The organism is Anabaena sp. UHCC 0204 (assembly GCF_009711975.1).
Classification (GTDB): domain Bacteria; phylum Cyanobacteriota; class Cyanobacteriia; order Cyanobacteriales; family Nostocaceae; genus Dolichospermum.
Window position 1 is genome coordinate 1 of sequence record NZ_VIKW01000017.1, and the last position, 16239, is coordinate 16239.

Genomic DNA, 16239 nt, shown 5'->3' on the forward strand with positions numbered 1-16239 from the left:
GCTTTTCCTACAAAAAATTCGTCAAATAGGTATAATGGGGCGCTTAAAAATCCTAATCCATTCAATATCATTGCTTTCATTACTTGTCCTGGTGTGAGAATTTCTCTTGTTTTTATTCCCACTATTTTATTCACTTCTTCTACCAATTCCATCTCATCTATTATTCCCGCTACTATTCCCGCTACTATTCCTAAATGGTCTATATTTAGGATTTGCATGGCTTCTTCTGACTCTTTCATGGCTTTTCTCTTTCTCTATTTCGCACTTATTATTTTACAATAAATAGCCTGAAATGATTACCAGCTAATCTTTTCAGGCTTTGCAGTCTTACAATTTATAATTATTTAATCTGCTTCAATAACTGCGGAATGTGGGCTTAAAAGAGATGAAAATGGGAAAATCAAGACCTATTTATTGAGAATAACCCGTGGTAATTGAGAATTAAACCATGAGTTCACAAAATCGCGTTGCTCCCAGTCAACAGTAAGTTTGTAATTGTATTAATCAAATCTTCTTTTGGGGCTTCTAAGTCAATTGTTTGTAAACAGCCTGACGCTGCTAATTGTTTAGCTCGTTCATCAGTAGCATCCCCATGCAAAGCAGAAGCTAGCTTGTCTGCTGTTCTCCCGCTACCAGCAATTACCATCACTAAGCGCCCAGCAATGACGCTGTTTAACGCATCAATAAAAGTAATCTCGCCACCATTAATGAGGACTGTAATTGAGGGCGCACCATTAGCTAAAAGGGTTGCTACCTGTACTATCCAGGGAGATTCATCACCCCAATTACTGCCAGGAACTAGGACAAAATGAGTATGATGTGCTTCTAGAGGTGTAGCATCCTCACTCAAGACTGTCGTTTGCTTAGGTAAGACTACTTTTGCTGTAGGAGCTACACCAATTAGGGGAAAGTCCGCATTGATTTGGCTATGGGCTTTACCCATCAATTGCATCACTCCCGCATCAGTACCACCATCCACCACATAAGCCCCCAAGCGTTGAGCTATTGGTGCTAAGACTTCTACGAATAGCCTTTTGATACGCAAGAAGTCCGCTTCGCTAATCTGACTAGCGCCCCCTACTATCACTAAGACGGGACGGGAATTACTTAGCCCTAATTGCACTAGAGCCTGGGGTAATTCTGCGGCTTCAGATACCGTAACTGCTACTGCTGCTTGCTTGGGATTTAAAGTTAGGCTAAAAAATTTGACCATTTATTCGGAGGAGAGCTTGCAAAAATTTAAATATTTACAGTATTACAATACTATTGCCAAAACCCTGAAACCCTATTGATATCGTCACGATTTTATTGGGTTTCAGACCTATTTGGGAAAATTGGCAATAGTGTTGGTATTAAGTTTCTATTTGATGTTCTATAGCAATCCTATATGTTAATCCAAGAAAATTACTATGTAAATTATTGACAAATTAAAGTATAGTGTTTTCAGTAAGAAATTGTGCGTAATTTTACTGTAATAAGGCTTTGAACCCACCGTGAATCACCGTAGGAATTTTGATGACCGTAAGCCTGGGTTGTTCCTAGCAAGGGGAACTATAATTCCGATCACTGTAGTATCGATATTTACCAGCAATCCTTGCCTAGCGCAAATCACACCTGACACCACATTGGGAAATCAAAACTCCCGTGTGATGAGTGGTGTCAATATTAAAGAAAATCAGGCTGACTTAATTGAAGGTGGTGTCCAAAGAGGCAGCAACTTATATCACAGTTTTTTAGAATTTAATGTCAATAATGGGCAAAGGGTTTATTTTGCCAACCCTACAGGCGTTGATAATATTTTAAGTCGAGTTACTGGCAGTAACCCTTCTCATATTTTGGGGACTTTGGGCGTAAATGGTGCAGCTAATTTATTTTTGCTCAATCCCCAGGGGATTATTTTTGGGACAAATGCCCAGTTAGATATTGAAGGTTCATTTCTGGCTACCACAGCTAACAGTTTTGTGTTTCCTGATGGTAGTGAATTTAGTGCTACTAATCCCCAAGCGCCCCCACTGTTAACAATGAGTGTACCCGTGGGTGTGCAGTTTGGTTTACAGCAAACGGCAAGTATTACCAATCAAGGACAATTGGTAGCAGGAAAGGATTTAACGCTGAATGCAGGAAATCTGGATTTACAGGGAACAGTTCAATCTGGTGGGAATTTAACATTACAGGCGCAGAACAGTTTAAAAGTTAGAGATAGCGCAACTAATCCTTTCATTGCGGCGGCGGGTGGGAATTTGCTGGCGCAAGGTAATCAGAAAGTCGATATTTATGCCTTAAATCACCCAGATAGTGGCTTTTACTCTGGTGGCGATATGGTCTTGCAGTCTAAAAATACCATTGGCAGCGATGCCCATTTTTGGGCTGGGGGTAATTTTAGGGTAGAAAGGTTGAACGGCGATTTAGGTAATCTGTTTAGTCCTGATGATCCAATAATTCGTGCTGCTGGTGATGTGAGTTTTGGTAGCTACGAAGGTGCATCTTTGCACATCCTGGCGGGTGGGAGTGTCAATATTTCGGGTAACGTTAGAATCACGGGCGTAGACAGCACAGGCAATTCTCTTCGAGAAACCGTTAAGCTATCGGATGGAACAACAATAAATATTGATGGTAGTCAAACACCAACTCTAGACATTAGAGCAGGGGTAGATACAAACTATATTGGCACGCCAAACTTTACACCCAATTTCCCGATTGGATTCAATCTGCAAAATCCTACAACAACCAATACTCCAACAAATGCAAATATTAGCATCCAAGGTTGGATTTATAATACTTCACGCTTTCAATCTAACAGTGGAGAGACACTTGTAACTAATCAGTATCATCCCAATGGATTGGCAGGTGATATTACAACTGGATTAATTCTCGTTTATGGTAATGTCGCTGTTGATTCTCGGGGTGATATTAAAACTAACGGGAATATTGATACTACTATTAATGACAATGTAAAAGAAAACAGAACAGGCGGTCGTATTAAGCTGTTCGCAAATAAAAATATCTTCGTTAAAGGTAGTCTGTTATCTAATGTAAGCAGTGGGGGTATTTTGGATGGCAATGGTGGTGATATTTACCTCAACAGTCGTAACGGAAATATTGATATAATAAACGCGAATGTTGCATCAGAATCTCCCAATAATGGAATTGCTGGAAGTGTCAGGATTGAAGCGTTAGGAGATATATCTATTTCTAATAGCATGATAAAAGCAATTAGTAATAATGAGATCGAAAAATATAAGAATAACATCACGATTAATTCTACGAAAGGTTCCATTTATTTAAATGGCGCTACATTAAATACCACTAACAAAGGTTCTGGCTATGCAGGATATATCATAACTAATGCTAGAGACCAAATATCTATTCTCAACGAAAGCAAGATATTTAGTCAGGGAAGTAATGGGGTACTATTAATTGGTATTAATCTAATAATAAAGACCAATAATGATGGAGAAATAAATTTTGATTTCGATCCTAATCAAACCAATACGCCTAAAAATATTTTGGTTGATAATAAATCAGAAATAAATACGAATAGTAATGGTTCAGATCAGGCAGGAGGTATCATCATTAATGCTAGTGATCAAATATCTATTCTCAACGAAAGCAAGATATTTAGTCAGGGAAATAATGGGGTAATATTAATTGGTATTAATCCAAAAGAGTTGATCGATAATGAGGAATCAATAAACATTGAGGCTAATATCAATAAAATATATACACCTCGAAATGTTTTGATTGATAATAAATCTGAAATAAATACTACTAATACAGGTTCAGGTAATGCAGGAGGTATCATCATTAATGCTAATGACCAAATATCTCTCGACAGCAGCAAGATATTTAGTCAGGGAAATGATGGCTATATTGACATCGCCACAGGCAGCTTGTCTCTGACTGATGGCGCTCAAATTAACTCCAGTCTAGTTGATAAAGGAAACAAAGTTGGCTCTATTTCTATTAAGGCAAAAGATAGTTTATTACTTCAGGGGAATTCGAGCCTCAAGAACACAGACGATCAGACAGGTATTTTCACTCAAATTATTGACAAAGGTGAATTGCTTGACTCCGATGGCAAGGGAAACGTTACAATTAATACAAATCAGCTGATTATCAAAGATGACGCTCGTTTGTCAGCAGATAGCTATAGAAAAGGTGATGCAGGTGATATCAAAGTCAATGCACAACAGATTGAGTTAAAGAATGACGGAAGAATTATCAGCGTTGTTAGAGACAACGTGGATGGTAATAGTGGAAATATTGAAATCAACAGTCGCACTCTTGCTGTTACAGATAATGCACGTATATCTGTGAGTAATCTAGGCAAAGGTAATGCTGGCAATGTCATAATTAATGTTTCTGACTTAGTGTTCCTAGAAGGAAAGGGTCGGATTTCTAGTAGTGTCAGAAACACAGCAACAGGCAAAGGTGGAAATATTAATATTGACACTAACTTCTTGACTGCTGACAAAGGAACAATAGAAGCTCAGAATCAAGGTCAAGGAGATGGTGGTAAAATTGCTATTAAAACAAATAATTTGCTACTTCGTCGCCAAAGTAAAATTACTGCTACCGCAGGTTCAATAGATAATCCTGGTAATGGTGGTAGCATCACGATTGATGCCAAGGATGGATTTGTTGTAGCAGTACCATCGGAAGACAGCGATATTATTGCCAATGCCTTTGGTGGTAAGGGTGGCACGATTGTGATTACTGCTAACCGCATTCTCGGATTTCAAAACCAGGAAAATTTGAGTTCAGAACAACTGATGAAACTTGATAAAAATGGCATCAGTGACATCAGCGCAAGTTCCGATGTGGGTGAAAATGGAGAAGTATCGTTGAATACTCTCAGTATTGACCCTACTCAGGGACTTGTGACACTGCCGACAAATCTAGTAGACACTTCTAGATTAATTGCTCAAGCCTGCGGTAGTAACAGTAACGTTGCTCAAGGAAAAAGTGAGTTTGTAATTACTGGACGTGGCGGACTACCTCCTAGTCCTGATGATACTCTCAAGCCTGGAGCTATTTCACCGGAATGGGTAGCAAATAATACTGTAAATGCTGGTAATAATTTAGGAAGTATGACGGAGATGAATTTCAGGCAATTATCAGCAAATAATTCCGATACCTTAGTAGAAGCAGTGGGCATGATACGCAGTGCTAATGGAGAGATTGTTTTAACGGCTCAACCAACAACCGCTACTGGGTTACTGTCGGGGCTATCTAGTCAGGTTTGTAGTGTTGTGCAAGGGGATATCAGACAATGAACCGACTGAGTAGGCGATCGCCTCATCTATATCAAGACTATTCACATCAGGTTTATAGATTATTCCTAATCACAGGGTTAATTCTTGGTGTTTATGCACAACCCTTAGCGGCTCAAAATGCTCCCATAGAGGTAAAACCGCCTTCAATACAACCATTACCCCAACCACAACCATTACCAGAACTACCACCTCCAGAACAGCTACTACCCACTGCACCCCAGTCACCAACTCAACCAGATGTTAATCCTGAAACGTTAGCGGAAACCTTGATTGTAGAACGGTTTGAGTTTTTAGGAAACACAGTTTTTAGCAACGAAGAACTGGCGAAGGTGACAGACCTTTACCTCAAACGCCCAGTAACCTTTAATGACTTACTCCAACTCCGATCAAAACTGACGCAATTATATATAAATAGAGGCTATATCACCTCTGGAGTGATTATTCCCCCCCAAACTGTGAAAGCAGGGGTAGTGGTAATGCAGGCGGTAGAAGGAAGTTTAGAAAAGATCAATGTTACAGGTACAAGCCGCCTCAACCCCAACTATATCCGCGATCGCTTGGCGATTGCTGCTGGTAAACCACTATCGCGCGATCGCCTACTTGTAGGACTGCAACTATTACAACTAGATCCTTTAATTGAAAGTATATTTACAGATTTACAAGCCGGGATTCGTCCGGGGACTAATATATTAGAAGTTAAAGTTACGGAAGCCAATACTTTTAGCACTCAACTAGCTCTAGATAACCAACGCAGTCCGAGTGTGGGAAGTTTTCGCCGACGCATCAATCTTAGCGAAGCCAATTTGTTAGGGCTAGGAGATGGTTTAAGTTTAGGTTACACCAATACTGATGGAAGTAATGGCTTTGATGTCAGCTATAGCCTACCCGTGAATCCACGTAACGGAAAGCTGATTTTTAGCTATGGTAATACTAATAGTGATGTTATAGAGCGTCCTTTTAACTCTTTGGATGTCAACTCCCAGTCCAGATACTACGAATTAACCTTCCGTCAACCCCTCTTACAAACTCCCACCCAAGAGTTCACTTTAGGAATCACCGCCAGCCATCAAGCAAGTCAAACATTTTTAGGTTTTGACAACATTGGGGCGTTTCCCCTAGCGGTTGGTGCTGATGACCAAGGAAACACGAGGGTTTCTGCTGTCCGATTTTTTCAAGAATGGACTCAACGCAGTAGCCAACAAGTCATAGCAGCGCGATCGCAATTTAATGTCGGCTTGGGAATTTTAGATGCCACAATCAATAACGATGCACCTGATAGTAATTTTTTTAGCTGGCGAGGACAAGCACAATGGCTGCGCCAACTAGCTCCTGATACCTTAGTGCTGCTACAAGCTGATATGCAGTTAGCCGATAGAAGACTGTTAGGACTCGAACAATTTGGTATCGGCGGACAAACAACTGTGCGCGGATACCGTCAGGATCAATTGTTAACAGATAACGGTGTGCAAGCAACCGCAGAAATTCGCTTCCCAATTGCGCGAGTTTCTCAAGGAGTCTTGCAACTCACGCCTTTTGTAGATATAGGTACAGGCTGGAATAATGGCGGTTCAAATCCCGATAATAACACTTTAATCGGTACGGGTATGGGCTTACTGTGGCGACAGGGTAATAATTTCACTGCTCGTTTAGATTGGGGTATTCCGCTGACATCAGTTAATTCTCAAACGGATAAAACATGGCAAGAAAACGGTTTGTATTTCTCTTTGATCTATACAAATTTTTAATTTGGGGATTGATGCTAAAAGTGAAAAAATTTTCTGAAAAACAAAGCCAGAAATTCTGGTATGGAGTTTTGGCTTGTCTGACAACTTTACTATGTATATTAGTTTCGCCTGTGGTGGCTAGTAATGTGGACACTCAAGGTTTGACTACATCGGTGGTTGCTTCTGACTTTTCACGGGATCTAGAAAACCTCTCTCCTCGTAGGAGAGAGGCCTTGACTACTCCCCTTTCCCTTGTAGGGAAGGGGGCTGGGGGGTTAGGTGATCCATCTCCACAGCAAGCAGCTAAAAATCTCTATATGAATGGGCGATTTACACAAGCAGTCAAGTTATTACAGCAAGCCTATCAGACCAAGAGCGATCCAGTAGAAAAGGCGGTGATTCTGAGTAATTTGGCTCTCAACTTCCACCAATTAGGTCGTATTGATGAAGCAACTAGGGCAATTGAGGATGCGATCGCTATCTTACAAAAGATACCCAATTCACCGCAACACCTGCCAGTTTGGGCGCAAGTTTGGGATGTCAAAGGTAATCTGGAACTAGCCAAGGGTAAAGCCGATGTCGCTTTGTCATCTTGGGAAACAGCCGCCTCACTCTACCAACAATTAAAAGATAGCAATAGAGCTACCCTCGCTCAAATTAACCAAGCACAAGCATTGCAGAGTTTAGGACTCTATCGCCGAGAAATTTCTTTACTCCAGAATTTAACAACGGATCTACAAAAACAACCAGACACCCTCGCTAAAGCGGCTAGTTTTCGCAACTTGGGTGAAGCGTTGGCGCTGGCTGGTGATGTTCAGGAAGCAGAAAAACATTTACAAACCAGTCTGGAAATTGCCCAAAAACTGCAATCACCTGAAGCAATTGCTAAAGCTTACCTGAGTTTGGGGAATCTTGCTTATATTCCCGGTAGCAGCACAAAACAAAAAAATACTGCTCTGGATCATTACGCAAAAGCAGCCGTTTCATCAACTACTGCGACTAGCAAAATCCCTGCCCAACTTAACCGTTTACGCCTATTAATTGAGTTGGAACAATGGCCAGCAGCTAAAGCATTGTATCCCGAAATTCAAAGTCAAATTGCTGAGTTGCCCCTGGGACGTTCTGCTATTTACGCTCAAGTAAATTTGGCGCAACGCCTTTTAGAAATGAGGCAAAAATTCCCTGAACCCAACCCAGAAACAATTGGTAAAATTTTAGCTGTGGCACTTCAGCAGGCGCAACAATTGCAAGATGTACGCTCAGAGTCTTTTGTATTAGGTAATCTGGGACATCTATATGAATTATCTCAACAATGGTCTATAGCCCAGGATTTAACCAGACAAGCACTAAATTTATCACAGTCTATTCAAGCACCAGATATTGCCTATCGTTGGCATTGGCAAATGGGACGTATTCTCTGTCAAGGTAAACCCAGTTGTGAGCAACCGGGAGATATTACAGAAGCGATCGCTGCCTATCAACAAGCATTTAATACTCTACAAAATATCCGTGGCGATTTGATTGCTACGAATAAAAATGTGCAGTTTTCTTTTCGGGAAACGGTAGAACCTGTATATCGGCGTTTAGTAGATTTATTACTGCAATCATCAACACCAAGTCAAGTAAATCTGATCCAGGCTCGCAATGTTATTGAAGCACTGCAAGTAGTGAAATTACAAAACTATTTACAACAAGCTTGTGAAGATACAAAATTAGCACTCGACAAGGTGATTGATTCTCAAGACCAAACATCGGCTGTTATCTATGCAATCATTTTAGATGACCGTTTAGAAGTTATCCTCAAGCGGCCTAATAAAGAACTTAGTCATTATGCTACCTCACCTCAAGAGAAAATTGAGGAAGTTCTCAGCCGACTATATGAAAATCTGCAAGAAGTGGGTAGTTATCCAGAAGTACAACAGGATGGTCAACAAGTATATAAATGGCTGATTCAACCAATAGAAAAAGAGCTAAAGGAAAGCAAAATCAAGAATTTGATTTTTGTCTTGGATGGTCAGTTTAAAAAAATTCCTATGGCTAGTCTTTATGATGGTCAGCAGTATCTAGTAGAAAAATATTCTGTCTCCTTAGCTTTAGGGTTACAAGTGCGTGAACCAAAACCTTTAAACAGAGAAACTATGAAAGTTTTGGCTGCTAGTTTAACTAAACCACCAGATAATCAAGAATTTTCTGGTTTTTCTCCTTTAGCAAATGTTTCAGTCGAAGTGGAGGAAATCAAGAAGACGGGATTAGCCGTGAATTGGATTGCTGACGAAAAATTTACCACAAAAAACTTTAACCAAAAGCTAAATAGTTCTAATTTTGAAATAGTACACTTAGCAACTCACGGTCTATTTGGTGCAGGCCGAGAAAATACTTTTGTGGTGACGGCCGATGGGAAGTTGAAGATAGATGATTTTGATCAATTGTTTACTACCCAAAGCGAAAACCGCACTCATAAAATTGAGTTACTGCTTCTGAGTGCTTGTCAGACAGCTACAGGTAATGACCAAGAAGTGATGGGCATTGCTGGAACTATTGTCCAAGCTGGGGCTAGTAGTGCGATCGCCAGTTTGTGGGATCTAGACGATGAAGCCAGCGTTCCCTTCATTAAAGAATTTTATCAACATTTAGGAAAACCCAACATCAGCCGAGCCGAAGCCCTGCGTTTAGCACAGCAATCTTTACTCAAAAACCCCAGATATGACCACCCTCGTTATTGGGCCCCTTATGTTTTAGTGGGTAGTTGGCTTTGATGTCAATCTTCAAATATAGGATTCCGGTTTTGTTTTTGAAATTGCTTGTGGAGACAGGCAATAGGCAATAGGCAATAGGGTTTTAAGAGATTTAAGTGTACGGGGTTTTTTCAATGAGCAAATAGAAATCCTATATTAAATATAGTGTATTAAATTGGTGTTGTTAACGAATAGATAAAATGGTAAATTTTACTTAATCAATTAATATCCTCACTACTCTGTCTACGGCTATATCACTGAGACGTAAGTGATATAAGTAATCGTTCAAAAAACTATGTATGAAAACGAGTATTAATCCTCTAATATGAATAGCTTTAACAATTCCTTTATTTCTTATGGGAGAGCAGATAGCAAAACCTTTGCCACTAAGCTGTATCAGCGACTTGTAGAAGCCGGTTTGGAAATTTGGTTCGACCAAAATGATATCCCTTTAGGTGTTGACTTTCAAAATCAAATAGATGATGGCATTGAGAAAGCTGACAATTTTCTGTTTATCATTGCGCCCCACTCAATTAACTCCCCCTATTGTGGTAAAGAAATAGACCTAGCAATCCGCCGTAATAAACGCATTATTCCCTTGCTACACGTAGAACAAATTACTCAGGAAATTTGGCAGGAACGCTATCCTGGACGTGACGCTAGTGCGTGGGAAGAATATAAAGCCAAGGGTCTACACTCCAGTTTCCCCAATATGCACCCAGCTATTGGCAAAATTAACTGGGTATATTTCCGTGAAGGTATAGATGACTTTGAAAAATCCTTTGCGGGACTGCTAGAGCTATGTTCTCGCCATCAAGATTATGTGCATCAACACACATACTTTTTAGCCAAAGCCTTGGAGTGGGAGCGACAGCAAAAAAACTCACAATACCTGTTAATTGGTGACGAGCGAGTACAGGCTGAAAACTGGTTAAAAATCCGGTTTAAACATGAGCAACCACCATGTCAACCAACGGATTTACACTGTGCCTTTATTTGTCAAAGTACCAAGAATGCTAACAACCTGATGACTCAGGTGTTCCTCTCTTACTCAGAAAAAGAGAGGGAAGTTATGGAAAAAATTGCCAATATCTTGATGCGAGAAAGCTTCACGGTTTGGACAAACAAAACAGATATTCAGTCTGGCGCGGATTTTATCGAGTCAATTTATCGCGGTATTGAGGAAGCGGACAATGTTGTGTTTCTGATGTCGCCAGCCTCTTTGCAATCAGAATATTGTCAAATGGAACTGTCTTATGCTTGCTCGCAGAAAAAACGGATCATTCCTCTGTTAATTGAACAAGTGGAGGTAGAGCAGATTCCTGTTGAACTACGTACCCTACAGTTCATCGACTTGACAGAGCAACAACAACAGGAAAAAGATGCCAATATTGACAAGCTAATCAATGTGCTGACTCAAGATGCGGCTTACTACGAACAGCATAAAATCTTATTAATAAAAGCTCTGAAGTGGGAAAGACAAAAACGCAATTCTAGTATTCTGTTGCGGGGTTATAATCTGAGGCAGGCGGAGGCTTGGTTAAAGATAGCTCAACAAAAAACCCAACATCAGCCGATACCTCTGCAAGTAGAGTTCATCACCGAAAGTCTCAATCAACCGCCTCTGGTAGCGTTAGATGTATTTATTTCTTACTCTCGCGCTGATTCTGATTTTGCCCGCAAGCTTAACGATACATTACAAATTCAAAACAAGACTACTTGGTTTGACCAGGAAAGTATTGCCTCTGGTACTGACTTTGAGCAAGAGATTTATAAAGGGATAGAAAGCACTAACAACTTCCTATTTATTATTTCGCCAGACTCTATCAGTTCACCCGACTGCCAGGTTGAGGTAGAGTATGCGGCAAAGTTGAATAAGCGGATTGTGACTGTTTTGTATCGGGAAGTTAATTTTGGGGATCTTTCTCCAGAATTAGCAAAGGTGAAGTGGATTGATTTTTGTCAGCATGGAGGAGACTTTCTGACTAAATTTGGGGAATTAACCAGAACATTAGATGCAGATCCAGATTATGTGCGATCGCACACTCGGCTGTTCCTCAAAGCCAAAGAATGGGATGATACTAAACATGACGATAGTTTTTTGCTCCGGGGTAAAGATTTAGTCGCCTCTGAGGAATGGTTGAAGCAGTCTGATAACAAAGAACCAGTCCCCACCAATCTACAACTAGAATATCTTGCAGCCAGTCGCGCTCTCCCCTATCGCAAAATCAAGCTCCGCACTGTGCTGCTGACTAGCTTGGCTGTAACAACAGTTACGTTCATTGCCAGGTTTATCGGATTTACCCAACCTTTGGAACTCGCAGCTTATGACCAGATGATGCTGTTACGCCCTGATGAACCAAAGGACGAACGATTTTTAATGGTAGATGTTGATCCAGAAAGCCTGGAGAAGTTGAATGAAACTGGCAGATATCCCGGTGGTAGAGGTTCGATTCCTGATGCAGCTTTAGATGATTTACTCAAAAATCTGTCCCAGCATCAACCTAGTATAATTGGTCTAGATTTCATCCGTGATTTTTCGGCTGAGGGTGGTCTAAAACAACGTTTGCAGCAAACAAAAAACTTCATTGCAGTCTGCAAAAACAGTTATCAAAATAACTTGGGTGAAAACATTCTTGGCTTTAAACAACCACCAGAAATCCCTGTAGCGCAAGTTGGGTTTAGTGACTTGGTTGATGATGATGCTAAAGGTGGTCGTTATGTGCGCCGACAATACTTAATGCAAAAGCCAGACCCTAAATATTGTCAGACACCAGACGCTTTTAGTCTAGTAATTGCTCGTCGCTACCTAGAAGCCCAAGGTCAAGCTTTCACCTCTCCTTTAAATCCCCAAATCTCAAAATATGACCAGCCTATGAAGTTTGGCACAACAGAGATTCCTCAACTGCTGGGATTAGGAGGTGGCTACCAAGACATCAATAATCAGCTTCAAGGCTATCAAACGATGCTCAAATATCGTACTTTTGGCAGCGACCCCAGTAATTTTGCCCCTAGAGTCAATATTCTGGACGTTTTGGACAATAAAGTTTCTGCTGATCAAATTAGCAATCGGATTGTACTGATTGGCTTTACAGACAGGCAAAACAGACAAGCTGATTACTGGAGTACACCCTATGGTGACGTTGCTGGAGTAACCTTGCATGGGCAAATGATCAGTCAGATACTGAGTGCGACCTTAGATAATCGCTCGCTCATCTGGTGGTGGTCTCTTGGTTATGAAACAATTTGGATGTTTGGTTGGGCTTTGGTAGGTGGTTTTGTCTGCTGGCAATTTAACCGCACTCTCTATACAAGTATAGCTGTAATAAGCTTTGCTGGCTCCTTATACATTATATGTTCTGTAATTTTAATTACCCAAAGCGGTTGGATACCTTTTGTTCCAGCGTTTATGGTATTTTTATTAACAGGTACAATCGTATTGTACTTGACTAATAAACTTCGTAAAGGATAACTTTACACAGCAAATTAAGAGGTAACTGAAAAATGCGTTGTCAAAAATTATTGCCCTGGCGATCAATTGTTTTTATCTGCACGCTAACAACTGTCTTTTACTTTAATTTTTCGTTGCCCCTTTTTATTCAAAAAGCTCAAGCCCAGAATTTGTTTGAGCGAGTCAATCGGATGTTTTCTGGTTCGAGGAGTGAGGGTAATGCGTCTGGACGTTCACGGGGAGGGGCGACGCGATCGCAATGTTCTCAAATAGATAGCAACAACCTCATCGCTTTAGTTCCTAAGAATCATGGTGGTTTAACTACTCAAGAGTACCCCCAGTTCTGGTTTTATTTACCCTTTGGTGGTGATTCCCAGTCGCCTCCAGCCAAATTTAGATTATTGGATGAGCAAAAAAAGTCTGTTTTGACAAAGCCATTGCTGTTCTCTTTACCAGAAAAAAAAGGCATTGTCAGCATTAGTTTACCCTCTACCGAAAAAGCATTATCAGTAGGTGAAAAATACTATTGGTACTTGAATATTACTTGTGTTAACCCTGAAGGACTTAATACCAATATCAGCGTTAATGGCTGGATTCAGCGAGTTGAAGCTAGTTCTGACATAGTAAATAATATACAAGAACCCGGAAATCAACCACAGTACATTCCTGATGCAGAACAGGATATTTGGTATGAAACCGTTAGTCAATTAGCTCACAACCGTGTCGTTTATCAGCAAGGATGGACTAATTTATTATCACTTTTTCAGCTTCAGGAATTCGCTAATTCCCCTGTTTATGAACTCCAACGACAAAAGGAGTAAATCAAATTATTTAAGAGGCTATTTATATTGTGGTCAAGGTGTGACTTGAATGAAAAAATGCTTAACGGGTAACAAGGCGGTTGAATATGAGATGTGGCAATAATTTGAGAAAATAAGAAGGTGCGTTTGCCCTGATATCATGACTTTTGAAAGCAATAGCGCTAAGTAGGTAAACTACTATTCAAAAAGTGATATTTTTATGTAAGATGCCTTATGTGAGTTGAAAATATTGTTGTTTTATAAGGGTTTTCAGACTTCCCTAAAACGGTAATTCCAGAATCATCAACGGTATTACAAGGGTTGCACCATTTAATTCACATAAGCCGTGTAAGTATAGCTAGAAGCTTTTGAGAAATTTAAAACTATGGCTAAGAAAAACGACTATCGTCAATACCTTAAACAGAGCTTCTCTGGACTTATTGACCGGCTCGACTTGTCAGACTTGCGAAAAGACTTTCTGAAAAATCGCTGGCTCGACCAAGTAATGTGGCTGGAGGGACGAGCCACCAAAGAACGCAATGCTCATCACAATCTCAGAATGATTACCATCATTGGCGGGGTAATTGTCCCGGCACTAATTGGTTTTCAGAAGGGGAACCAGAAGTGGCAGGAAATTGCTGGCTGGTCGGCTTTCGGTTTAAGTCAAGTAGTAGCTGTTTCTGCTGCGGTTGAAGAGTTTTTTGGTCATGGTGAGAAGTACCGCAGCTATCGTAATACTGCCGAAGGCTTAAAAATTGAGGGGTGGCAATTTTTCCAAATGGCTGGACCCTATCGTCAATTTAAGACCCACTCCGATGCCTACACGATTTTTGCTGAACGCGTTGAACAGTATATTCAGCAAGACTTACAGGGCTTTATTTCCCAATTAACAGAACGACAAGAGGCAGGCAATAAGCAGACACAAGAAACAGCCACAAAGAATACTGAACTTGCCCTAGAAAATCTCAACGAGCAGTTGCAGTTACGGGCGCAGTATGAAGCCCAACTTAAGGAAGTAGAAGCCGAGAAGCAGCGCATCCAAACCGAAAGGCAGCAGTTGGAACAAGAGCGCTCTGCTATACAACAGAGCGATAAAGAAAAACCAGCGCTTCTGTCAGCCCAATCAGATAAGCAACCTGATTTAAGTCCTGTTGGTAATTTATGGCAAGAGGATGAAGAAGATCGTGACAGCACCAGCCTCAACGCTGATTCAGTAAAGTATCTCAGTGCTAACGAGATTTTGGCTAAGATTAAGAACAATCCTATCAGCAGGAACGGTACAGCAGCAACCCAGCCCACGGAAACGAAACAAGTCTCCACAAGTATACCTATGTGTGGAGTCGAGCTAATTAAAAAGTTTGAAGGTTGCTATCTTAATGCATACCCAGATCCTTTAAGTGGAGGGCTACCAATCACAATTGGCTGGGGTACGACTAGGAAACGTGACGGTAGTCCGTGGTACATGGGAGATAGTATTTCCCAACAACAAGCTGATGAGTTGTTGATTTATCAGTTGGAAACAAGCTACTTACCCGATTTAATGAAAATACCTTCCTGGGGCGAACTCAACCCTAACCAACAAGGGGCATTACTCAGCTTTGGCTACAACTTGGGGAGTAAATTTTACGGTGCCTCTAATTTTGAGTCTATGACTAGAGTCTTAAAGAATCGTGATTGGGCTAATATCCGCGAAACTTTCATCAAGTATCGCAATCCTGGATCAAATGTTGAGCAAGGACTGAGGAGACGAAGAGAAGCTGAAGCTGAACTATTTCTGAAACCCTACCCCTAATGGTCTAGCATTTAAATTTTGAGGGATTAATTTAGCTAAATACCAGTAAACACGCTTTGAAACACAATAAATTTGCTTCAGTAAACAAAAAATAAAGGCGATCGCCGCAGGACAAAATTATGATTCGTAACAGCAACAAGTATTCAATCAACGTAGACAAAATAGGAACAGATGTGGCGATTAGCATTTCTTTGGAAATAGAAATGAGTCCTGAGCTAATCGATCTGCTGTTACGTGACTTAAGAAGCGATGTCAGAGACTTTAATGAAGCCCGTATCCTAACTGAAATCATCCGCGACCCTATAATCATCTATAGCCTCTGCCGACGCATAGAACAGGTTAAAAATCAAGACCTTATATATGAAGAAACCCAGCATGGAGACATGAACAATCAACAGCTAACAAATCAAAACTGGAGTTTGAACACAGCAAGCTATACTTCAAACGACTCATAGCTGGAC

At 40.6% G+C, this 16239-nt stretch carries 9 protein-coding genes; 7 read left to right on the top strand and 2 right to left on the bottom strand.

Annotated features, from left to right (window positions below; all coding sequences use genetic code 11):
* Together FJR04_RS14790 and FJR04_RS14795 are read right to left on the bottom strand one after the other, a co-directional pair.
* The coding region (locus tag FJR04_RS14790; protein ID WP_168496052.1) for a DUF4277 domain-containing protein at window positions 1–239 on the bottom strand (239 nt) is incomplete at its 3' end.
* A gap of 215 nt (window positions 240–454) precedes the next feature.
* Complete coding sequence (locus tag FJR04_RS14795) at window positions 455–1213, bottom strand: hypothetical protein (protein ID WP_168496054.1); 759 nt, start codon at window positions 1211–1213, stop codon at window positions 455–457.
* Window positions 1214–1493: 280 nt separating this feature from the next.
* On the opposite strand from FJR04_RS14795, the gene FJR04_RS14800 reads away from it, so the two are divergent.
* The 7 genes from FJR04_RS14800 (at window position 1494) to FJR04_RS14835 (ending at window position 16233) form a co-directional block, all read left to right on the top strand.
* The gene (locus tag FJR04_RS14800) at window positions 1494–5276 is read left to right on the top strand and encodes a filamentous hemagglutinin N-terminal domain-containing protein (protein WP_371718043.1); all 3783 of its coding nucleotides are present in this window, start codon (window positions 1494–1496) and stop codon (window positions 5274–5276) included.
* The gene (locus tag FJR04_RS14805) at window positions 5273–7021 is read left to right on the top strand and encodes a ShlB/FhaC/HecB family hemolysin secretion/activation protein (protein ID WP_168496058.1); all 1749 of its coding nucleotides are present in this window, start codon (window positions 5273–5275) and stop codon (window positions 7019–7021) included. Before FJR04_RS14800 ends, FJR04_RS14805 begins: the two co-directional genes overlap by 4 nt.
* A gap of 11 nt (window positions 7022–7032) precedes the next feature.
* On the top strand, window positions 7033–9756 hold the full coding sequence (locus FJR04_RS14810) for a CHAT domain-containing protein (protein ID WP_168496199.1): 2724 nt from the start codon (window positions 7033–7035) through the stop codon (window positions 9754–9756).
* A 304-nt stretch (window positions 9757–10060) separates the two neighbouring features.
* On the top strand, window positions 10061–13207 hold the full coding sequence (locus FJR04_RS14815) for a TIR domain-containing protein (RefSeq protein ID WP_168496060.1): 3147 nt from the start codon (window positions 10061–10063) through the stop codon (window positions 13205–13207).
* Window positions 13208–13320: 113 nt separating this feature from the next.
* Window positions 13321–14007, top strand: a complete 687-nt coding sequence (locus FJR04_RS14820; RefSeq protein ID WP_254445294.1) for a DUF928 domain-containing protein — start codon at window positions 13321–13323, stop codon at window positions 14005–14007.
* Window positions 14008–14371: 364 nt separating this feature from the next.
* The gene (locus tag FJR04_RS26205) at window positions 14372–15778 is read left to right on the top strand and encodes a DUF4231 domain-containing protein (protein WP_254445295.1); all 1407 of its coding nucleotides are present in this window, start codon (window positions 14372–14374) and stop codon (window positions 15776–15778) included.
* A gap of 119 nt (window positions 15779–15897) precedes the next feature.
* Window positions 15898–16233 (top strand): hypothetical protein, encoded by a 336-nt coding sequence (locus tag FJR04_RS14835; RefSeq protein ID WP_168496064.1) that lies wholly within the window; start codon window positions 15898–15900, stop codon window positions 16231–16233.
* Window positions 16234–16239: the final 6 nt, after the last annotated feature.

Excerpts from the sequence above, each read along its gene's own strand:
- FJR04_RS14810 (WP_168496199.1), top strand. The coding sequence starts at position 7,033 with ATGCTAAAAGTGAAAAAATTTTCTGAAAAACAAAGCCAGAAATTCTGG.
- FJR04_RS14805 (WP_168496058.1), top strand. The coding sequence starts at position 5,273 with ATGAACCGACTGAGTAGGCGATCGCCTCATCTATATCAAGACTATTCA.
- FJR04_RS14815 (WP_168496060.1), top strand. The coding sequence starts at position 10,061 with ATGAATAGCTTTAACAATTCCTTTATTTCTTATGGGAGAGCAGATAGC.
- FJR04_RS14795 (WP_168496054.1), bottom strand. The coding sequence starts at position 1,213 with ATGGTCAAATTTTTTAGCCTAACTTTAAATCCCAAGCAAGCAGCAGTA.
- FJR04_RS26205 (WP_254445295.1), top strand. The coding sequence starts at position 14,372 with ATGGCTAAGAAAAACGACTATCGTCAATACCTTAAACAGAGCTTCTCT.
- FJR04_RS14835 (WP_168496064.1), top strand. The coding sequence starts at position 15,898 with ATGATTCGTAACAGCAACAAGTATTCAATCAACGTAGACAAAATAGGA.